This window comes from Pedococcus bigeumensis (assembly GCF_006438965.1).
Lineage (GTDB): Bacteria > Actinomycetota > Actinomycetes > Actinomycetales > Dermatophilaceae > Pedococcus > Pedococcus bigeumensis_A.
Map to the genome: position 1 here is coordinate 443,458 of NZ_RCZM01000004.1, position 20,738 is coordinate 464,195.

Consider the following 20,738-nt stretch of genomic DNA (forward strand, 5'->3'; position numbering starts at 1 on the left):
CCGGACCTCTCCGAGAACAACTTTCACCGCAGGAGCCCCCATGAACGAGCACAGTCCGATCACGCCGATGCAGGCCGCGTTCATCCGCGGAGCCATCAGCCGTCGTACCTTGATGGCCGGCGCTGCCGGTCTCGGGGTGACGGCGCTAGCCGCCTGCGGCTCGAAGGGCAAGAGTCCTTCCGCGAGCTCGAGCGGCTCGGTCACGCCCACGGCCAAGGCGGCCCAGGACATGTCAGACACCGAGAAGATCGTGAACTGGTCCAACTGGCAGCAGTACATCGATGTCTCCGACGACGAGAAGAGCCGCCCGACCATCGACGCCTTCACGAAGGCGACCGGGATAAAGGTCAACTACACCGAGGACTACAACGACAACGACGAGTTCTACGCGAAGGTCCGTCCATTGCTCGCCGGTGGAGAGGACACCGGCCGCGACGTCTGGTGCAGCACCGACTGGATGGTGGCGCGGCTCATCCGTCAGGGCTACGTGCAGCCCCTGGACAAGGCCAACATCCCCAACGCAAAGAACCTCGAGGCGGCGTTCCAGGACGTGTCGTTCGACCCGGGTCGCAAGTACTCGCTGCCCTGGCAGGCCGGGTTTGCCTGCATCGGCTACAACACCAAGGCGACAGGCGGCAAGAAGGTCACGACGATCACCCAGCTGCTGACCGACCCCGCCCTGAAGGGCAAGGTCACGTTGCTGTCCGAGATGCGTGACACGGTCGGCCTGGTGCTGCTCGACCAGGGCAAGGACCCGTCGAACTTCACCGAGGCTGACTTCAAGGCCGCCATCGCGATGATCCAGAAGGCCAAGGACGCCGGCCAGATCCAGAAGTTCACTGGTAACGACTACACCGACGGCCTGAGCGCCGGCGACATCGCCGCGTGCGTCGCCTGGTCTGGCGACGTGGCATCGCTCAGCCTCGACGCCCCGGAGCTGGAGCTCACCCTGCCCGAGGCCGGGTACACGCTGTGGTCCGACAACTTCGTCATCCCCGCCATGGCCAAGCACAAGAAGAACGCCGAGCAGCTCATCAACTACTACTACGACCCCAAGGTGATGGCGGAGGTCGAAGCCTGGGTCAACTACATCGCCCCCGTCGCGGGTACCAAGGACGCCGTGGCGGCCATCGACAAGGACCTCGCCGCCAACCAGCTCATCTTCCCCTCCACCGAGACCCTCTCGAAGGCGAAGAAGTTCCGGGACCTCACCTCCAAGGAGGAGTCCGAGTTCACCCGCCTGTTCACCAACCTGGCGACGGGCTGATGGCGGCCACGCGGACCTCGGGAGACCTACGGCTGGCGGGTCTGACGAAGGAGTTCGACACCTTCACCGCGGTCCATCCGATGGACCTCGTCATCCCGGAGGGCTCGTTCTTCGCCCTGCTCGGGCCGTCCGGCTGCGGCAAGACGACGACCCTGCGGATGGTTGCCGGTCTCGAGCAGCCCACCGCAGGTCGGATCCACATCGGGGACACCGAGATCACGGACACCAAGGCCCACCAGCGCAATGTCAACACCGTGTTCCAGTCCTACGCCCTCTTCCCGCACATGAACGTGCTCGAGAACGTCGAGTTCGGGCTGCGCCGTCGGGGCGACAAGAACGCCACGGTCAAGGCCAAGGAGGCGCTGGAGCTGGTCCAGCTGGGTGAGGTGGCGAAGAAGAAGCCGGCGCAGCTGTCCGGGGGAATGCAGCAGCGGGTAGCCCTGGCCCGGGCCGTCGTGAACCGACCGGACGTGCTCCTGCTCGACGAGCCCCTCGGCGCCCTCGACCTCAAGCTGCGTCGCCAGATGCAGATCGAGCTCAAACGCATCCAGCAGGAGGTCGGGCTGACCTTCATCCACGTCACGCACGACCAGGAGGAGGCCATGACCATGGCCGACACCATCGCGGTGATGAACGCGGGCCGGATCGAGCAGCTTGGCGACCCGGCCACCCTGTACGAACACCCCGCTTCCACCTTCGTCGCCAACTTCCTCGGACAGTCAAACCTGCTCAAGGTGACGGTGACCGGTCCGGCGCGGAACGGCGAGGTGCCGGTCACGGCATACGACACTGCCCTCACGGTCGCAGCCGACCACGTGCCTGGCGACGCCAAGGAGGTATGGCTGGGCGTGCGCCCAGAGAAGCTGCGCATGGGTGAGCACGGTGGGCCGAACCGGTTGCACGGCACAGTGAGCGACGTGTCCTTCACGGGAGTGGCCACGCAGTACCTGGTCCGTATGCCGTGGGGCAAGGAACTCACCGTGGTCCAGCAGAACGACGGCTCCGGTCGGGCACGCCCCGGCGAGGACGTGACGATCTCGTGGGCCGCCGAGCACGGGTTCGCGCTCGACGCCGCCCAAGCGGCGGACGCCGGCGTCGAGGAGGAGGGCTAGTGGCAGAGGGCGCCGCCGTCGTCGGCACGGGCGCCCCGGTCCGCAAGCCGGTCCGCCGCGGGCGCTGGGTCCCGTACGCCCTGCTCGCTCCAGGGCTGCTGTGGCTCGTCGTGTTCTTCGTCGTGCCGATGATCACCCTGGGCTCGCAGTCGTTGCAGGAAGGCAACATCGACGACGGCTACGTCTTCACGGGGAACGTGTCCATCTACGCCGACGCCGTCCAGCGGTACTGGCCCCACCTGGTGCGCTCGATCGGTTACGCCGCGACCGCCACGGTGCTGGCGCTGGTCCTGGGCTACCCGCTGGCCTACTTCATGGCGCAGAAGGCCGGACGCTGGAAGAACATCCTGCTCATCCTCGTCATCGCCCCCTTCTTCACCAGCTTCCTCATCCGCACGCTCGCCTGGCGCAACATCCTCTCCGACGACGGTCCCGTCGTGGCCTTCGCCCAGTCGACCGGGTTCACGAGCCTGCTCCAAGCGGTCGGCCTGACATCCAACGACACCCTGCTCGCCTCGAAGTTCGCCGTGATCTGCGGTCTGACCTACAACTTCCTGCCGTTCATGATCCTGCCGCTCTACGCGTCCCTCGAGCGCCTCGACCCGCGCCTGGTCGAGGCGGCCGGTGACCTCTACGCCTCGCCGCGGGAGGCGTTCCGGCGGGTCACCTGGCCGCTGTCCCTGCCGGGAGTCGTCGCCGGCACCTTGCTGACCTTCATCCCGGCCGCGGGTGACTTCATCAACTCGCGGCTCCTCGGGAACACCGAGACGGTGATGATCGGGCAGGTGATCGACAGCCAGTTCCTGCGGGTGCTCGACTACCCGCTCGCAGCGGCACTGTCGTTCATCCTGCTGACCATGATCGTCGTCCTCGTCGCGTTCTACGTGCGCAAGGCCGGCACCGAGGAGCTGGTCTGAGTGGGCGTGTTGTCCTGGATCCGCCGCCACCTGCTCGCCTTCGCGGCCCTGGCCGTCCTGGCGTTGCTGCTCGTGCCTAACGTCGTCGTGGCCGTGTTCTCGTTCAACGACCCGGTCGGCAAGTTCAACTACAACTGGGCCAAGTTCTCGACTGATGCCTGGGCGCACCCTTGTGGCTCGCCCGGCATCTGCGAGTCGCTCGGGCTGAGCCTGCGGATCGGTGTGACCGCCTCACTGGTCGCCACCGTGCTCGGCACGATGGTGGCCCTGGCGCTGGGCCGCTACCAGTTCCGCGGGCGCGCGGCGACCAATCTGTTGATCTTCGTGCCGATGGCCACCCCCGAGGTGGTGATGGGGTCCAGCCTGCTGACGCTCTTCCTCATGCTGGGCATCCCGTCGGGAGCGCTCGCAATCCTCATCGCCCACATCATGTTCTGCGTCTCGTTCGTCGTGGTGGCGGTCAAGGCTCGGGTGGCGACGCTGGACCCGCGCCTCGAAGAGGCGGCGGCCGACCTGGGTGCGACGCCGGCCCAGACGTTCCTGCGGGTGACGCTGCCGCTGGCGGCTCCCGGCATCGCGGCCGGTGCGCTGTTGGCCTTCTCGTTGAGCTTCGACGACTACATCATCACCAACTTCAACGCCTCACCTAGCTCGATCACCTTCCCCATGTTCGTGTGGGGCGCGGCGCAACGCGGGGTCCCGGTGCAGGTCAACGTCATCGGCACGGTCGTGTTCCTCGCGGCGCTGCTCTTCGTGATCGCCGGCCAGGTCCTCAGCAACCGACGACAGAGAGCAGTCTGATCCTCCATGCGCATCCTGATGATCGGCGCCGGCGGCGTCGGTGACGCTGCCGCACGCATCGCCGTCGAGCGAGACTTCTTCGAGCTGTTCGTCGTGGCCGACTACGACCTGGCTCGCGCCAAGGCGACGGTGGCTGCAGCCAGCGCCCGGCGGGAGGGGGAGTCGCGGTTCGTCGCCGACCAGGTGGATGCCTCGGACGGCGCAGCCGTGGCGGCTCTCGCGCTGCGGCACGGGGCCACCCACGTGTTCAACGCCGTCGACCCGCGCTTCGTCATGCCGATCTTTCGAGGCGCGCTGGCCGCCGGTGCGGGTTACCTCGACATGGCCATGAGCCTGTCACAGCGACACCCGGACGAGCCCTACGCGAAGGTGCATGTCAAGCTCGGCGACGAGCAGTTCGCCATGGCAGGGGAGTGGCAGGGCACGGGCCAGCTGGCCCTGCTGGGGATCGGTGTCGAGCCGGGGCTGTCCGACGTCTTCGCCCGCTACGCGTCGGACCACCTGTTCTCCTCGATCGAGGAGCTCGGGACCCGGGACGGGGCAAACCTCGCGGTGCACGACGAGGACGGCAACGAGATCTTCGCGCCGAGCTTCTCGATGTGGACGATCATCGAGGAGTGCCTCAACCCGCCCGTGGTGTGGGAGCGCTCGCGTGCGGAGGCGGGCGGCGGAGACGTCGCGGCCGGGTTCTTCACGCTGCCGGCCTTCAGCGAGCCCGAGGTCTTCGAGTTCCCCGACGGCATCGGGCCGGTGGAGTGCGTCCACGTCGAGCACGAGGAGGTGCTGCTCATGCCGCGCTGGCTGGATGCGCAGCGCGTCACCTTCAAGTACGGCCTCGGTGACGAGCTCATCACCATCCTGCGGACCCTGCACAGCCTCGGCCTCGACGGCACCGACCCGGTCACGGTCAAGGGCGTCCAGGTGTCGCCTCGAGACGTCGTCGCAGCAGTCCTGCCCGATCCCGCCACGATCGGACCGAGGATGAAGGGCAAGACCTGCGCAGGGGTCTGGGTCACGGGCACCGGCAAGGACGGGCGGCCGCGCAGCACCTACCTCTACCACGTGGTCGACAACGAGGAGACGATGCGCGAGTACGGCGCCCAGTGCGTCGTCTGGCAGACCGCGGTCAACCCCGTGGTGGCGCTCGAGCTGATCGCCAACGGCAGCTGGAGCGGGTCCGGCGTGCTGGGACCCGAGGCCTTCGACGCCGTGCCGTTCCTCGAGCTCCTCGCTGCGCCCAAGCCGGGGGGTTACGGCTCGCCGTGGGGCATGGAAGACCGATAGCTGACGGCCGGGTTCGCGGCGGGTCCACCTGCGGTACGGTCGCGCCGACAGTGCCGATCGTGCGTGGGGTGGGGGCCTGATGGGCAGGGAATCCGTAGGACGGGTGATGCGAGATCCGGTGGTGCTGCTGCTCGCGGCACTGGCGGTGACGGCGCTCGCCGTCGCGCTCTGCCTACCCCTGCTGGACCCAGCTGCACCCGAGGCTGCCCCGGTCTCGGGCGAGGCCTGGTTCGGGAGGGACGTCCAGGGCTATGACAGCTACGCCGGGTGGCCGCCGACCATCCACCACGTGCAGCTCGTGGCCCTCGGGGCGGCTCTCGGACTGCTCGTGGCGGCCGCCCTGGCGGCGCTGTACCGCTGGCGCCGACCGGGCGCCCACGTGACCTGAGGGAGCAGTAGGTTTGGGGGCGTGACGCGCTACGGACAGCAGTACGGCCCCGACTTCACCTTCCTCGGCGTGGACCGCTGCGACCTCGACGATGAGAGCACGTATGCCGATGCGGACGTCGTGATCCTCGGCGCACCGTTCGACGGGGGCACCTCGCACCGACCCGGCACGCGGTTCGGGCCGCAGGCCATCCGGATGACCGACTACCTGCCGCACGACGGCTCGCGCCCCTCCCTGGCGTTGCGCACCGATGGCCTCGTCGACCTGCGGGTCGTCGACGCCGGCGACGTCGAGATGTACTCCGGCGACATCGAGCGGTCCCTGCCCAAGCTTGAGGCCGCGGTCGAGCGCGTGACGCGAGCGGGCGCCATACCCGTCGTCCTCGGCGGCGACCACTCCATCGCGTTCCCCGACGCCAAGGGTGTCGCGAACGTCCTGGGCCACGGCCGCATCTCGATGATCCACTTCGACGCCCACGCCGACACCGGTGACATCGAGTTCGGGTCGCTGTGGGGACACGGCCAGCCGATGCGGCGGCTCATCGAGTCCGGCGCCCTGCGCGGCGACCGGTTCCTGCAGATCGGGCTGCGCGGGTACTGGCCGCCGCCGGAGACGCTCGACTGGATGGCCGGCCAGCAGATGCGGTCGTTCGAGATGACCGAGATCGTGCACCGGGGCCTCGACGAGGTGCTCACCGAGGCGTTCAGTATCGCCACCGACGAGTGCGAGGGCGTCTTCCTGTCGGTCGACATCGACGTCTGCGACCCGGGCCACGCACCCGGCACCGGCACCCCCGAGCCAGGCGGCCTCTCGGCCCGCCAGCTGCTCGACGCCGTCCGGCGGATCTGCCTGGAGCTGCCCGTCGTCGGGGTCGACATCGTCGAGGTGAGCCCGCCCTACGACCACGCCGACATCACCGCGGCGCTTGCGAACCGCGTTGTCCTCGAAGCTCTTTCGGCCATCGCCCGCAAGCGGCAGGACGAGCGGGACGGCACCAGCTGGGACCCCGCGCAGCCGCTGCTCTCGGGGCGCAACGGTGCCATCCCCGAGGGCCACATCCAGCAGCACCAGCACACCCACCAGACGCACGACCAGTCGCACGAGCACGCACCGGAGGAGCAGGGCTGATGGCCACCACACAGAAGTCCCTCATCGACTCGGTCCCCAAGGGGCTGTTCATCGGCGGCGCATGGCGCGACGCCACCGGCGGGGGCACCCTCGCCGTCGAGGACCCGTCGAGCGGGGGCACCCTGGCCCAGGTGGCCGATGCCACCGTCGCCGACGGCAAGGCCGCCCTCGACGCCGCCGTTGCGGCCCAGGGGGACTGGGCCAAGACGCCTCCGCGCGACCGGGGCGAGATCCTGCGGGCTGCGTTCGAACGGATCACCGAGCGGGCCGAGGACTTCGCCACGCTGATGACGCTGGAGATGGGCAAGACCCTGGCCGAGTCTCGCGGTGAGGTCACCTACGGCGCGGAGTTCTTCCGCTGGTTCTCCGAGGAGGCCGTGCGGATCCACGGGCGCTGGTCGACTGCACCGAACGGCGCCACCCGGTTGCTCACGATGAAGAAGCCCGTAGGGCCGACCCTGATGATCACGCCGTGGAACTTCCCGTTGGCCATGGGCACCCGCAAGATCGGTCCGGCCATCGCGGCGGGCTGCACCATGGTGGTCAAGCCGGCGAGCCAGACGCCCCTCACGATGCTTGCCCTGGCCGAGCTGCTCCGCGAGTGTGGTCTGCCCGCTGGGGTGCTGAACGTCATCACGACCTCGCACACCGGTGACGTGATGGAGCCGATCATCCGCGACCCCCGGCTTCGCAAGCTCACCTTCACCGGGTCGACCGGGATCGGTCGCAGGCTCGTCGAGCAGTCGGCAGAGCAGCTGCTGCGGGTCTCGATGGAGCTGGGCGGCAACGCCCCGTTCATCGTGTTCGAGGACGCCGACCTCGACCGCGCGGTCGACGGTGCGATGCTCGCCAAGATGCGCAACATCGGCGAGGCGTGCACGGCAGCCAACCGCTTCTTCGCCCACGAGAGTGTCGCCGACGAGTTCGCTTCGAAGTTCGCCGCGCGGATGGCCGGACTGACCCTCGGCAAGGGCACCAAGAAGGGCGTCGACGTCGGTCCGCTGATCGATGCGAAGGCGCGCGACGGGGTGAGCGAGCTGGTCGAGGACGCCAGGGCCAAGGGCGGGAAGGTCCTCACCGGCGGGGGACAGGTCAAGGGCCGCGGGTACTTCTTCCAGCCGACCGTCATCAGCGGGGTGCCCATGACGGCCAGGGTCATGAGCGAGGAGATCTTCGGCCCGGTGGCGCCGATCGCCACCTTCCGCACCGAGGCCGAGGCCATCGCCAAGGCCAACAGCACCGAGTACGGTCTCGCGTCCTATGTCTTCACGAACGACCTGAGCCGTGTGATCCGGGTCAGTGAGGCTCTGGAGTACGGGATGATCGGCATCAACCAGGGGATCATCTCCAACCCGGCGGCTCCGTTCGGCGGCGTGAAGGCCTCCGGCTTCGGTCGAGAGGGTGGCTTCGAGGGCATCGAGGAGTACCTCGAGACCACCTATGTCGGAATTGCGCCGTAAGGGCCGAAACGGAGGTCAGCCGTTCGGTGCCAAAACTGACCGAACCGCTTCCAGCGGAGGCACATCGACGGTTCAATCTGTCGCATGACCAGCGCTGAACCTGTAGGAGCGAGTGTCGTGTCCATCACCGGTGAGCCGGAGTTCGAGTCGCGCAACAGGGGAAGGCTGCGCTCGCTCGGGGATGTCCTCGCGGAGACCGACGAAAAGCTGCGCCAGGGCCAGACCGCGGGTGCGCGGGTGTGGCCGACCGGCTTCGACTCCCTCGACATGGCACTGACCGGCGGTTTCCGCTCCGGTGAGCTTGTCCTGCTGGGTGGCCCCCAGGGCCTGGGCAAGACAGCGATGGCGCTGCAGATGCTGCGCAACTCCGTGGCCGCCAACCGCAGCGCAGTGCTGTTCTCCTACGAGCACGACGCCCACAGCATGCTCGAGCGGCTCATCGCCATCGAGGCGGGCGCCATCGCCGGCACCGAGGGGGTCGGACTGACCAAGATCAGGGCCGGGTTCGAGGCCCGGCACAGCCGCGCGAAGTCCATGCGCGAGCGGTTCGGTGACACCGTCGGCGGCCGGGAGGCCGTCGAGGCCCTCGAGAGCTATGGCCAGCGCCTGCACGTGCACAACTCCAGCGGCATGCACACCACCCTCGAGGAGATCCGCACCGCCGTCATGGAGGTCATCGCGAGTGACGGGCGACCGCCGCTCGTCCTGGTCGACTACCTGCAGAAGGTGCCGGTGGCTGGTGCGATCGGCGAGGAGGAGCGCGTCTCCATCGTCGTCGAACGACTCAAGGACATGGCCCTCGAGCTGGGTGTGCCGGTCCTGGCGATCGTGGCCGCCGACAAGTCGAGCCTGGTTGCGGGCCGGCGGATGCGGGTCAACGACCTGCGTGGCTCCTCGGCCCTGGCCTACGAGGCGGACGTCGTCCTGATCCTCAACGACAAGTACGACATCGTCGCCAAGCACCACCTCGTCTACCACCTCGGCAACGCCGAGCGGTTCCGCCACTGGGTGGTCATGTCGATCGAGAAGAACCGCAACGGTGCTGACCACCTCGAGCTGGAGTTCCAGAAGCGTTTCGAGCAGGGCCGGTTCGAGCCCGAGGGCCGGATCGTCGAGGAACAGCTCATCGAGGAGCGCGTCTTCCAGGAGTGACCCGTGCCGACGCCTGCCCTAGGGTCGGATCCATGTCGGCTGACCTGCGCAGGATCGTTCGGCTGTCACTGGCCGTGCTTGCTGTGGTGCTCGTCCTGGGGCTGTGGTGGTGGGCCAGCGGGCCCACTACCGACCAGTCGTCGGCTTCACCGCGAAGCACCGTCGCCGCCTCCGGGCGCGACAGCAGCGGCCTGCCGTCGGTCCAGGCGACCGACCTCCCGCAGGAAGCACGACGCACGCTCGAGCTGATCGCGACCGGAGGTCCGTACCCGTACGCCCGTGACGGGGTGGTCTTCCAAAACCGTGAGCGACTGCTGCCCCGCAAGGCCGGTGGCTACTACCACGAGGTCACCGTCACCACCCCGCGTGAGAACGACCGCGGAGCGCGCCGGATCATCACCGGCACGTCGGGCGAGCGGTACTGGACCGACGACCACTACGCGTCGTTCCGCGTCATCGAGGACGGTGCCCGATGATCCGGATCCTCGGGCCCGAGGTGTCCATCGCCGAGGTGGTGCGCGACGCCCGGAACAACGGGGACGAGGTGGCAGTCGTCCCAGCCGGTACCACCAAGGCTGACAGCCTCGAGCGGTTCGCGGAGGTGCTGGACTTCCCGGACTGGTTCGGCCGCAACCTCGACGCCCTGGCCGACTGCCTCCACGACTTCGCCGAGCAGCCTTTGGACGGCGCGCGGACACGGCACCTCGTGTGGGACGGCGTCGGGCCACTGCGCCGCGAACACCACGCGGCCTTCGAGGACATCGCGGGCGTCCTCGACGAGGTGAGCCAGGACCACGCCGGTTTCATCGTGACCATCCTTGACCGGTGACTCAGCCCGCTAGCGTGTCGCCATGAAGCCCACCACCGCCAGGGCCCTGCACGGCACGGTCGCGGCCGTCGCCCTGGTCGCCCTCGTCTGGCAGCTGGTCCTCATCGTCGACGGTCGCGCCGTCCTCAACGAGACGGCGATCAAGCCGCTCGGCACCCGCCTGGTCGAGTTCATCTCCTACTTCACGGTGCTGTCCAACATCCTGGTCACCTACGTCTCGGCGGTGCTGACACGCGACCCGGAGCACGACGGAACTGCCTGGCGCGTCGTGGGGATGGCCACCCTGGTCGGGATCGCCGTCACCGCGGTCGTGCACTGGTTCTTCCTCCGGCCGATCCTGCACCTGACCGGGAGCAGCTACGTCGTCGACAAGCTGCTCCACGTCGTCGTGCCGCTGCTGTTCATCGTCGGGTGGGTCGTGGCCGGTCCCCGTGGCCAGACCACCCGCCGCCAGATCCTGCCGATGCTGCTGTGGCCGGCGCTCTGGGGGGCCTACACGATTGTTCGTGGCTTCGCCGCAGACTTCTGGCCCTACCCCTTCATGAACATCGACAAGCTCGGCTGGGGCCACGTCCTGGCAAACCTGGCGGGTGTTGCCGTGCTGTTCGCCCTCCTCGGCTTCCTCTTCGTCGCTCTCGACGGACGGCTGGTCAGGCGCGTCAGACCGACCGCCTGACCGGGCTGGGACCGCAGGCGGCCGGTCATGGGCGACAATGAAGCAGTGACATCCCAGCGCAGCGTCGCCGTCCTCGGCTCCACCGGCTCCATCGGCACCCAGGCCCTGGACGTCATCGCGCGCAACCCCGACCGCTTCCGCGTCGTCGCCCTGTCGGCCGGCTCCAACCTCGACCTCGTCGCCGAGCAGGCCGTCGCCTTCGAGGTGGACCTCGTCGCCGTCGCCCGTGGCACGCACGAGCAGGTCGCCGAGGCGATCGGTGCGTATGCCGCGCGGGCCGGCCGCGCGGCATACCGGCCCCAGATCGTGGTCGGGGATGATGCGGCGGTGCTGGCCGCTGGATGTGGCGCCGACGTCGTCCTGAACGGGATCACCGGCGCCATCGGGCTGCGCCCGACGCTGGCCGCGCTCGCTGAGGGATCCATCCTGGCCCTCGCCAACAAGGAGTCGCTCATCGTGGGTGGCCCGCTGGTGCGGGCCGCCGCGAAGCCGGACCAGATCGTCCCCGTCGACTCCGAGCACTCCGCCATCGCCCAGTGCCTGCGCGGCGGGCGCGCCACGGAGGTGCGCCGGCTGGTCGTCACTGCGAGCGGGGGACCCTTCCGGGGCCGCAGCCGCGAGTCCCTGCACGACGTCACCCCCGCGCAGGCGCTCGCCCACCCGAACTTCTCGATGGGGCGGGTGATCACGACGAACTCGGCGACCCTGGTCAACAAGGGCCTCGAGGTGATCGAGGCCCACCTGCTCTTCGACATCCCGTTCGACCGGATCGACGTGGTCGTTCACCCGCAGCAGATGATCCACTCGATGGTGGAGTTCGTCGACGGGTCCACCATCGCGCAGGCGGGGCCGCCGCGGATGCTGGTGCCGATCGCCCTGGGCCTGTCGTGGCCGGAGCGGCTTGCGGGTGTCGACGTGCCGGTCGACTGGACCCAGGCGCAGACGTGGGACTTCGAGCCGCTCGACGACGCGGCCTTCCCCGCGGTGCGGCTGGCCCGCCAGGTCGGTGAGGCCGGGGGCACCAGTCCGGCTGTCTACAACGCGGCCAACGAGGTCGCTGTCGATGCGTTCCACGACGGTCACATCGGCTTCGTCGAGATCGTCGACACGGTGGCCCGGGTCGTGGAGGTTCACGGGTCCGGCAGCGCGGCGGGGATCGAATCAGGGACACTGTCCGTTGAGGACGTGATGCGCGCCGATGGCTGGGCGCGCGAGGAGGCACGGAAGGTGCTGGGTGTGCAGACCGGATCGATGAACGCGGCGTCGCTGTCACAGGCGTCGTCGACGACCCAGGGGGCGCTGCGCTGATGACCGTTCTTCTGTATGTCCTCGGTGTGCTGTTCGTGGTCCTGGGGGTCGGTCTGTCGATCGGTCTGCACGAGATCGGCCACCTCGTGCCCGCCAAGAAGTTCGGCGTCAAGGTGACCCAGTACATGGTGGGTTTCGGCCCAACGGTGTGGTCGACGAAGCGCGGTGAGACCGAGTACGGCATCAAGACCATCCCGCTCGGTGGCTACATCCGGATGATCGGCATGTTCCCCCCACGGCCCGGCGACAAGCCCGGGACACTGCGGGTGTCGAGCACCGGCCGGTTCACCCAGCTCGCCGACGAGGCACGCCAGCTGAGCCTCGAGGAGATCAAGCCCGGCGACGAGGACCGCGTCTTCTACAAGCTCTCGGTGCCCAAGAAGGTCGTCGTCATGATGGGCGGGCCGGTGATGAACCTGCTCATCGCGGTCGTGCTGCTCACCGGTCTCGTGACCCTGTACGGCCAGCAGGTGCAGAAGGACGGCGCCATCGTCGCGTCGGTCAGCGAGTGCGTGGTCCCGGCCAGCCAGGCGACCAGCAAGACCACCTGTGCGGCCTCCGACCCCAAGACGCCGGCCTTCGCAGCCGGGATCCGGCCGGGGGACCGCATCGTCTCCATTGCTGGCCAGCCGATCGTGCGCACGACCGACGTCGGCAAGCTGATCCGTCCGCGCGTCGGTCAGGAGACCGCGATCGTCGTGCTGCGGGACGGTGCGCAGAAGACGCTCCAGGTCAGCCCGATCCGCAACACCGTCCAGCAGGTCGGTCCCGACGGCACCCCGCTCGTGAACGCGGACGGCGAGCCAGTGGTGATCGACGCAGGCTTCCTCGGTGTCTCGTCCGGGCCGGTGATGGCGCTCGAACGCCAGTCGGTGGCCGTCGTGCCAGGCATCCTCGGCGACCAGGTCTCGCACATTGCCGGTGTGCTGCTGCACATCCCGCAACGGATGACCGACGTCGCCCAGGCGGCCTTCGGGTCCGAGGCGCGCGACCCCAACGGGCCGGTGTCCGTCGTCGGCGTCGGCCGGATGGCCGGTGAGATCTCGTCGGGATCGGTCCAGGGACTCGACGACAGCCTCGGCGGCAAGATCGCCATCCTCGTCAGCCTGATGGCCGGCCTCAACATCGCCCTGTTCGTCTTCAACCTGATCCCGTTGCTGCCGCTGGACGGCGGCCACGTCGCAGGCGCCCTGTGGGAAGGGTTGAAGCGCAACGCGGCCCGCATCCTGAATCGCCCTGACCCGGGCCACGTCGACGTCGCCAAGGCGCTGCCTGTCGCGTATGCCGTGTCGTCAGTGCTCATCGTGATGTCCGCCCTGCTGATCTACGCCGACTTCGTCAAGCCCGTCAAGCTCGGCTGACGCCTCCACACCCTCGCCTCACCCATCCATGCGCAGTGCCTCGACAGGGGCGACTGCGACGGCACGCTGGGCGGGCCGCTGCGAGGCGACCAGGACAAGAGCCAGACCGGCGACGGCGATGAACGCGAAGGCCTGGAACGGAAGCCCCCAGACGATGCCCTGCGTCTGCGAGCCCACGAGCGACTGGGCCCCGACGGTGCCGTAGAGCAGGCCGAGCAGGATGCCGAAGGTGACAGCCGATGCCGAGAGGGCGACCGACTCCTTGGTGATCATGGTCCGCACCTGGCGGCGGGTGAAGCCCAGGGACCGCAACAGGCCGATCTCGCGGTGGCGCTGGATGACGGTGAGCGACATGGTGCTGACAAACCCGACCGCGGCGATGATCGACGAGATGACGATGATGCAGATGAGCACCGTGGAGGTGACCCCCAGCATCTGGGTGGCCTCGGCGCGCCGGGTCGGGTCGAGCTCCCAGGCCGCGACCGAGGCCCGAAGGGCAGAGGTCCCGGAGGCGAAGGTCGTCACGAGGGTGACTCCGATGACCAGTCCCATCGTGGCCCGAGTGGTCCGCAGCGGGTCCATGACGGCGTTCCGGCGCGCCACCACACTGGATGGGTCACTGCCCAGCAGTCGGCTGCACAGCGCGACGACCCCGGGGATCACGAACCTCGCACCGATGAGGAAGCCGGTGGCCGAGCCGGCCGCTCCGAAGAAGGCCACGACGAAGCCGGCCCCTGGGTTGGTCTCTCCCAACAGCCCACCCAGTCCGAGGACGAGCAGACCGCCGACGATGACGATCGTGGCGAGCGTTGCCCTGACCAAGGACGCCTTCCGCCTTTCGGGCCGGTGTGCAGCATTTCCTGCCAGCGCGGAGGCAGGGGAGACCTTGAGGACGACACGCGAACCCAGCCACCCGGCAGCCGTGGCCGCCAGGACGATCGCACCGAACGCCCCGAGCAGCTGGGGGCTGAACCATGGGTAGGCCGCCTCTGGCAGGGTTCCGCGTCGGACGAGGATGACACGGACGAGGTGCGTCATCCCCGTCCCCACGAGGATGCCCGAGGACGCTCCTACACTGCCCACCGTGGCCGTGCCGCGCATGACCGACGTGCGCAGGTCCCGGCCGCTGGCGCCGAGCAGCCGGAGCAGGGCGATGTGCCGCAGCCGTCCGGAGATGACCGTGTCGACGGCGTTGACGATCACCACCGCGCCGACGTACAGCGCGATGAGGATGAACACGCCCGAGACGATGGACAGGAACACGGCGGCGGTGCTGCCCCCGTCGTCGGTGGAGCCCACGGCCGTGAAGATCGTTGCGGTCGTGATGAGGGTCGCGGCATATGTCCCGCACAGCGCCGCCACCAGCCCCACGGTGCCGAGCTCGCGCAGCGACCCGAGGGTGAGGTTGCGCCGCGTCATGCCGCACCGACCTCGAAGCCGATGAGCAGGTCGGAGATCTGCTGTGGGGACAGCGCCCCGTGGTCGGCGACCAGACGTCCGTCGGCGATGACGAGGATCCGGTCCGCGTAGGACGCAGCCACCGGGTCGTGGCTGACCATGGCGATCGTCTGGCCGTACTCGCGGGCGGCGGTGCGCAGCAGGGTGAGCACCTCGCGCGAGCTGCGCGAGTCGAGGTTGCCGGTCGGCTCGTCGGCGAAGATGACCGCTGGGCGCGAGGCCAGCGCGCGGGCGATGGCGACGCGCTGCTGCTGGCCGCCCGACAGCTCGCTCGGCCGGTGACCCACCCGGTCCGCGAGGCCGAGGGTGCGCACGAGGTGGTCGATCCACTGGCGCTCCGCGGCGTCGACGCGCCGGCCGGCGAGCTCGAAGGGAAGCCTGATGTTCTCGGCCACGGACAGGGTCGGGACGAGGTTGAAGGCCTGGAACACGAAGCCGACCTGGCTGCGGCGCAACGTGGTTCGTGCGTTGTCATCAAGCTGCGACAGGGTGGCCCCGCCGAGCACCACGTCGCCGCTCGTGGCGTCGTCGAGACCGGCGGCCACGTTCATCAGGGTGGACTTGCCAGACCCGGACGGGCCCATGATCGCCGTGAACTCGCCCCGACGGATGTCGACCGTGACGTCGTCCAGGGCGACCACCGTCCCGTGGCCGTCGCCGTAGGCCCGTGTCACCCGCCGTAGCGACACGACGGGCTGGGATGCGTTGTCCTGCAGGGGAGTTGATGTCATGCCAGTCACCGTACGAACAGTGGGGAAGGCGTCACATCCGGCGACCGGGCGACGCGGCATACCTCCGCAGAGGTATGCCGCGTGGCTCAGAGGAGGCCGTGCTCGTAGGCGTAGACGACCAGCTGGACGCGGTCGCGCAGGTCGAGCTTGGTCAGGATGCGGGACATGTGGGTCTTCACGGTCGCCTCCGACAGGAACTCCGCCGCGGCGATCTCCGCGTTGGACAGCCCGCGGGCGGCTCGGAGGAGGATCTCGCGCTCGCGCGGTGTGAGGCGCTCGTACTCCTCCCCGGGCGCCGCCGCCAGCCGGCTGCGGTATCGCTCGAAGACGGCCTGTGTGGCACCCGCTGCGACCACCTGGGTGCCGTCAGCCACGGCCCGGATCGCGGCAAGGAGCAGCTCGGGGCGCGACTCCTTGAGCATGAACCCGCTCGCCCCGGCGTCGATCGCGTCGGCGACCAGCTCGTCGAGGTCGAAGGTGGTGAGCACCAGGACCCGCGGGGCTCGGTCGCCGAGCTGGGTCACGATCTGTCGAGTGGCCTGGACACCGTCCAGTCGAGGCATCCGCACGTCCATGAGGACGACGTCGGGTCGGCACTGCTCGACCAGGTCGAGCGCGTCGGAGCCGTCGCCCACTTCACCCACGACCTCCAGGTCTTCCTGGCTGCCGACGACCATGGCGATCCCGGCCCGGAACAACGCCTGGTCGTCGACCAGTGCCACCCGGATCGTCACGCGCCCGCGCCGTTCGGGTCGCGGGTGGCTGCCTCGGACGTGGTGATGGTGGTGGGGAGGTGCGCCTGGAGGACCCAGGACCCAGCCTCGTGGCCTGCCCAGAAGGTGCCACCGGCCACCGTGGTGCGCTCGGACATGCCGACCAGGCCGTGCCCGGTGCCGCGCTGCGCGCCGTTGTCGGGCTCCGGGAGCATCTGGCCGTCCGCGGCCACCGAGGGCTGGTCGTGCTGACGCAGGCGGTTGGTCACGGTGAGACGGTAGCCGTCGGTCCAGTCCTGCTCGACCTGCACGGGTGCGGCCAGGTCGCCGTGCTTCAGGGCATTGGTCAGGGACTCGCCCAGGAGGCGGTGGGCGGTCAGCGCGATGAGGGGGGACTGGTCCGGCGTGCCCACCTCGCGGAAGTCCAGATCCATCCCCGACCTTCGCATGCGCTCCAGCACATCGGTCTGCTGGGCGATGCTCGGAGTACTCGGTGCCAGCTCGGGGTCCCGCAGCTGCGCGACGATCGTGCGCAGGTCGCTGATCGCCGTTCGCGCCGTCTCGCCGATCACCTCGAGGGCGCGCTCGGCACCCACCGGGTCGTTCCGCAGTCCGTACCGGGCTCCGTCGCTCTGGGCAGCCACGACGGCCCAGGAGTGGGCGACGACGTCGTGCATGTCGGCGGCGATTCGACGTCGCTCCTGCTCGAGGTCGTACAGCCCGCTCAGGCGTCGCCGCTCGGCCGCCTCCAGCTGTGCGTCGACGCGGGCCTGCACGCCTTGGCGGTTCTGCCACCGCACGTAGCCGGCCACCCAGCCGCCACCCGTCACGACCGCGGTCAGCGCGGCGAAGCCGGCGGAGAGCGCGACCGTCGACCCAATGGATGCCGTGGGGTGGGGTTGGGCCGCCATGAACACCCCTGCCACCGCAGTGGCCAGTGCCGCGCAACCCAGGCCCCATCGCCGGACCCGTGACGTTCGGCTCGCACCGAGCGCGAAGAACAGCACGGCATACGCGGGGTCGGCCCCATAGGCCACCTGACTCGAGACGACCTGCAGGATGGCGCTGGCAACGGCGACCGTCGACATCGCCTGCCACGACAGCCGGCGGACGGCCAGGGCCAGTCCGAGCAGGCCGGCCGAGATCGCGGCCGAGGTCCCCAGGCTGCCGTGCAGGGGTCCCATGACGGCTGAGAAGAGGAGACCGGTACCGACGTCGAAGGCGATCTGCCGGCGCGTTGGCCGGTCGTCTCCCCACACATCGGTCACCGGTCAAGGCTAGGCCCACGAATGGGCTGACGAATCGGCCTCGAGAACGACGGGGCGTACACCTTGGGACGGACCCTACGAGGGCGACCACGGGGACGCGGTGGGGTGCGCGGGGAGACGCAGGGCCGGCATACCGGATAATGGGCCGCATGACTGTTGGACTTGGTATGCCGGCCCTTCCCCCGCCCGTGCTCGCGCCGCGGCGCAAGACGCGCAAGATCAAGGTCGGCAAGGTCGAGGTCGGCGGTGACGCCCCCATCTCGGTCCAGTCGATGTGCACCACCCAGACGACCGACATCAACTCGACGCTGCAGCAGATCGCCGAGCTGACCGCGTCCGGGTGCGACATCGTCCGGGTGGCCTGCCCGACCCAGGAAGACGCCGACGCGCTGCCCACCATCGCGCGCAAGTCCCAGATCCCCGTCATCGCGGACATCCACTTCCAGCCCAAGTACGTCTTCGCGGCCATCGACGCGGGCTGCGCAGCAGTGCGCGTCAACCCGGGCAACATCCGCAAGTTCGACGACCAGGTCAAGCAGATCGCCGCGGCAGCCAAGGACGCCGGCGTCTCGATCCGGATCGGCGTCAACGCCGGCTCGCTCGACCCGCGACTCCTGGAGAAGTACGGCAAGGCCACGGCCGAGGCGCTCGTCGAGTCAGCAGTCTGGGAGGCGTCCCTGTTCGAGGAGCACGACTTCCACGACTTCAAGATCTCGGTGAAGCACAACGACCCGGTGGTCATGGTCAAGGCCTACGAGATGCTGTCCGAGCGGGGCGACTGGCCGCTGCACCTCGGGGTCACCGAGGCGGGGCCAGCGTTCCAGGGCACCATCAAGTCCGCGACCGCGTTCGGCGCCCTGCTGTCCAAGGGCATCGGCGACACCATCCGCGTCTCGCTGTCGGCACCTCCCGTCGAGGAGGTGAAGGTCGGCAACCAGATCCTGCAGTCGCTCAACCTCAAGCCGCGCAAGCTCGAGATCGTGTCGTGCCCCTCGTGCGGGCGCGCCCAGGTCGACGTCTACAAGCTGGCCGACGCGGTGAGCGCCGGGCTCGAGGGCATGACCGTTCCGCTGCGCGTGGCCGTCATGGGGTGCGTCGTCAACGGCCCCGGCGAGGCGCGCGAGGCCGACCTCGGCGTGGCGTCGGGCAACGGCAAGGGCCAGATCTTCGTCAAGGGCGAGGTCATCAAGACCGTGCCCGAGAGCCAGATCGTGGAGACCCTCATCGAAGAGGCCATGCGGATCGCCGACGAGATGGGCGAGCCGATGACCGAGGAGAGCGCGGGCGCCCCCTCGGTCACCGTCGGCTGACCGTCAGCCCGCGGGGAACAACCGCGGGTCGACACCCAGCGGCTGGTCCAGGGCGACCTCGATGTACTCGTTCGGGTCGGGAAGAACCGCTGACCGGCCACCGGTGTTCGGGAAGTTGTTGTCGTTCATGACGGCGATGGTGTGGTCGTCGACGACCGCGAGGTCCTCGATGGTCTCGAAGGCGAACGGGAAGAACGCGCCGAGCTTGCCGACGTTGGCCGGATCGGGGACGGCCAGGAGGTTCACCAGGAGCTGCTTGTCGGCATACCCGTCGTGGTCCCGGTCCTTGAGGTCCACGGTGAAGACCGCCTTGAAGTGTGCGTTCGGGCCTGCTCCGGCATCGCGCTCAACGACCAGGAGCTCGTGGTCGTCGATGGCGATCGCGTCACCGATCGAGTCCCCGGGGCTCTCGAGGCGGTAGCGCCAGTAGGTACCGGTGAACTGGGCCCCGAGGTCCTGGTTCACCTTGACCTCGAAGATGCGCAGGTCGGAGCCGAGCCCGGCAGCCTTGTCCTCGGCGAGGGACCCCTCGAGCATCGGATAGAGCCGCTGGCCGTTGGGCGAGATCGCCATCCCCTCGAACCCGCGGGACGACGCGAGGTTGGGCTCCTCGCCGGCTGCGAGGCTCGGGCTCTGCGGCGCCTTCACCCCTGGCGTCGGGATGGGGGACTCCAGCAGCCGACCATGCGCGTCCGCGTGGAGCAGGAACGGCCCGAACTCGTCGCCGAACCAGAAGGTCCCGTCCGGCGCGACCTGCATCGACTCCGGGTCGAAGTCCCAGCCGGTCAGCACCCGGTCCCTCGCGGGGCACGTGTAGCCGGCGGGCAGGCCGGTGGCAGCCGCGCAGCCCGCGTCCCGCCAGATGGTCCAGTCGACGTGGTGGTCGGGATCGCTGAGGACGAACTGCAGGCCGAGGTAGGCCGTCGTTCCCGTCGCCGTGTCAGGTCGGATGCGGTTCACGACGAGCTCGAAGTCCTGGCTGTTGCCCTTCTGCCCGTAACCGTTGTCGGTCATGACGAGGTAGCTGCCATCGGCGTTGCGGTGCATCGCCGAGAACCCCTGCACCGGTTGAGCGGGGTAGGGCCGGGGAACCGCAGTCGTCCCGGTCTGGAAGTAGCCAGAGCGGGCGGAACCCGGTCGATAGGTCTCCGCCGGGAGGGACGAACGCCCCACGAGCCGGGACTGTGCGGCCGTCGTCGCCGGATCCGGGTCGGCGTTGAGGGCCCCGGCGCCGGGAGTGGCCGTGCTGGGCGATGAGGCGAGGGCGGTGGCGACGAGCGCCGCGGCAGCTGCGCGTCCCGTCGTGCGAGTCCACCCGGCTCGCGTCCACCCGGCTTGCGCCAACGCGGCACGGGTCCGCGGATCGCGGCGGCAGATGGGAGGAGGGGCTGCCAGGGCCCGGTCGGTCGTGGTCATGATGGTCTCCTGTGTGGTCCTCGTCGCTCTCGCACGAGCGCAGGCGGCTCGTGGGTCCGCAGGGAGTTGCGGCTTCTCGACGATCTCGGTCCAGGTGCTGTGAGGTCGTCACCCCGCAGGCCCGACTCTGTGGCTGTCCCGGCCACAGCCTGTGGACCG

General features: G+C 69.1%; 20 protein-coding genes. 15 read left to right on the top strand and 5 right to left on the bottom strand.

The genetic code is table 11. The features are described 5' to 3' along the window. Positions 1-40 precede the first annotated feature (40 nt). The 14 genes from EAH86_RS13615 to EAH86_RS13680 all read left to right on the top strand — a co-directional run bounded on the left by EAH86_RS13615 (position 41) and on the right by EAH86_RS13680 (position 13,683). On the top strand, positions 41-1,267 hold the full coding sequence (locus tag EAH86_RS13615) for an ABC transporter substrate-binding protein (RefSeq protein WP_140741622.1): 1,227 nt from the start codon (positions 41-43) through the stop codon (positions 1,265-1,267). Next, entirely contained in the window at positions 1,267-2,379 is a 1,113-nt protein-coding gene (locus EAH86_RS13620) for an ABC transporter ATP-binding protein (RefSeq protein ID WP_140741624.1), read from the top strand. The genes EAH86_RS13615 and EAH86_RS13620 overlap by 1 nt, the downstream gene beginning before the upstream one ends. Then, positions 2,379-3,296, top strand: a complete 918-nt coding sequence (locus tag EAH86_RS13625; RefSeq protein ID WP_194150781.1) for an ABC transporter permease — start codon at positions 2,379-2,381, stop codon at positions 3,294-3,296. The genes EAH86_RS13620 and EAH86_RS13625 overlap by 1 nt, the downstream gene beginning before the upstream one ends. A gap of 9 nt (positions 3,297-3,305) precedes the next feature. After that, the gene (locus tag EAH86_RS13630; RefSeq protein ID WP_140741848.1) at positions 3,306-4,097 is read left to right on the top strand and encodes an ABC transporter permease; all 792 of its coding nucleotides are present in this window, start codon (positions 3,306-3,308) and stop codon (positions 4,095-4,097) included. 6 nt (positions 4,098-4,103) lie between these two features. Continuing rightward, the gene (locus tag EAH86_RS13635; protein ID WP_140741626.1) at positions 4,104-5,381 is read left to right on the top strand and encodes a saccharopine dehydrogenase family protein; all 1,278 of its coding nucleotides are present in this window, start codon (positions 4,104-4,106) and stop codon (positions 5,379-5,381) included. A gap of 106 nt (positions 5,382-5,487) precedes the next feature. After that, on the top strand, positions 5,488-5,769 hold the full coding sequence (locus EAH86_RS13640; protein ID WP_140741628.1) for a hypothetical protein: 282 nt from the start codon (positions 5,488-5,490) through the stop codon (positions 5,767-5,769). A 21-nt stretch (positions 5,770-5,790) separates the two neighbouring features. Continuing rightward, positions 5,791-6,897: an agmatinase gene (gene speB, locus EAH86_RS13645; protein WP_140741630.1), complete on the top strand. Its 1,107-nt coding sequence runs from the start codon at positions 5,791-5,793 to the stop codon at positions 6,895-6,897. Then, positions 6,897-8,357, top strand: a complete 1,461-nt coding sequence (locus tag EAH86_RS13650) for an NAD-dependent succinate-semialdehyde dehydrogenase (protein ID WP_140741632.1) — start codon at positions 6,897-6,899, stop codon at positions 8,355-8,357. Before speB ends, EAH86_RS13650 begins: the two co-directional genes overlap by 1 nt. Before the next feature lie 84 nt (positions 8,358-8,441). Continuing rightward, positions 8,442-9,509 (top strand): DnaB-like helicase C-terminal domain-containing protein, encoded by a 1,068-nt coding sequence (locus EAH86_RS13655; protein ID WP_140741634.1) that lies wholly within the window; start codon positions 8,442-8,444, stop codon positions 9,507-9,509. A 32-nt stretch (positions 9,510-9,541) separates the two neighbouring features. Beyond that, positions 9,542-9,985: a ribonuclease domain-containing protein gene (locus tag EAH86_RS13660; RefSeq protein ID WP_140741636.1), complete on the top strand. Its 444-nt coding sequence runs from the start codon at positions 9,542-9,544 to the stop codon at positions 9,983-9,985. Continuing rightward, entirely contained in the window at positions 9,982-10,338 is a 357-nt protein-coding gene (locus tag EAH86_RS13665) for a barstar family protein (RefSeq protein WP_140741638.1), read from the top strand. Before EAH86_RS13660 ends, EAH86_RS13665 begins: the two co-directional genes overlap by 4 nt. Before the next feature lie 22 nt (positions 10,339-10,360). Beyond that, positions 10,361-11,014 (top strand): Pr6Pr family membrane protein, encoded by a 654-nt coding sequence (locus EAH86_RS13670; protein WP_140741640.1) that lies wholly within the window; start codon positions 10,361-10,363, stop codon positions 11,012-11,014. Between the two features lie 27 nt (positions 11,015-11,041). Further along, positions 11,042-12,322 carry a 1-deoxy-D-xylulose-5-phosphate reductoisomerase gene (dxr, locus tag EAH86_RS13675; RefSeq protein ID WP_140741642.1) on the top strand — a complete coding sequence of 427 codons (1,281 nt, stop codon included), beginning with the start codon at positions 11,042-11,044 and terminating at the stop codon, positions 12,320-12,322. Further along, the gene (locus EAH86_RS13680; RefSeq protein WP_140741644.1) at positions 12,322-13,683 is read left to right on the top strand and encodes a M50 family metallopeptidase; all 1,362 of its coding nucleotides are present in this window, start codon (positions 12,322-12,324) and stop codon (positions 13,681-13,683) included. Before dxr ends, EAH86_RS13680 begins: the two co-directional genes overlap by 1 nt. A gap of 18 nt (positions 13,684-13,701) precedes the next feature. Here EAH86_RS13680 and EAH86_RS13685 read toward each other — a convergent pair whose 3' ends face one another. The 4 genes from EAH86_RS13685 to EAH86_RS13700 form a co-directional block, all read right to left on the bottom strand. Beyond that, entirely contained in the window at positions 13,702-15,102 is a 1,401-nt protein-coding gene (locus tag EAH86_RS13685) for an ABC transporter permease (protein WP_140741646.1), read from the bottom strand. Then, positions 15,099-15,872, bottom strand: a complete 774-nt coding sequence (locus EAH86_RS13690) for an ABC transporter ATP-binding protein (RefSeq protein WP_140741648.1) — start codon at positions 15,870-15,872, stop codon at positions 15,099-15,101. The genes EAH86_RS13685 and EAH86_RS13690 overlap by 4 nt, the downstream gene beginning before the upstream one ends. Positions 15,873-15,958: 86 nt before the next feature. Further along, the gene (locus tag EAH86_RS13695; protein WP_140741650.1) at positions 15,959-16,606 is read right to left on the bottom strand and encodes a response regulator; all 648 of its coding nucleotides are present in this window, start codon (positions 16,604-16,606) and stop codon (positions 15,959-15,961) included. Then, positions 16,603-17,853: a sensor histidine kinase gene (locus tag EAH86_RS13700; protein ID WP_140741652.1), complete on the bottom strand. Its 1,251-nt coding sequence runs from the start codon at positions 17,851-17,853 to the stop codon at positions 16,603-16,605. Before EAH86_RS13700 ends, EAH86_RS13695 begins: the two co-directional genes overlap by 4 nt. Before the next feature lie 149 nt (positions 17,854-18,002). On the opposite strand from EAH86_RS13700, the gene ispG reads away from it, so the two are divergent. After that, positions 18,003-19,163, top strand: a complete 1,161-nt coding sequence (gene ispG, locus EAH86_RS13705; RefSeq protein ID WP_140741654.1) for a flavodoxin-dependent (E)-4-hydroxy-3-methylbut-2-enyl-diphosphate synthase — start codon at positions 18,003-18,005, stop codon at positions 19,161-19,163. A gap of 3 nt (positions 19,164-19,166) precedes the next feature. Here ispG and EAH86_RS13710 read toward each other — a convergent pair whose 3' ends face one another. Continuing rightward, the gene (locus EAH86_RS13710) at positions 19,167-20,579 is read right to left on the bottom strand and encodes an esterase-like activity of phytase family protein (RefSeq protein WP_140741656.1); all 1,413 of its coding nucleotides are present in this window, start codon (positions 20,577-20,579) and stop codon (positions 19,167-19,169) included. Positions 20,580-20,738 lie beyond the last annotated feature (159 nt).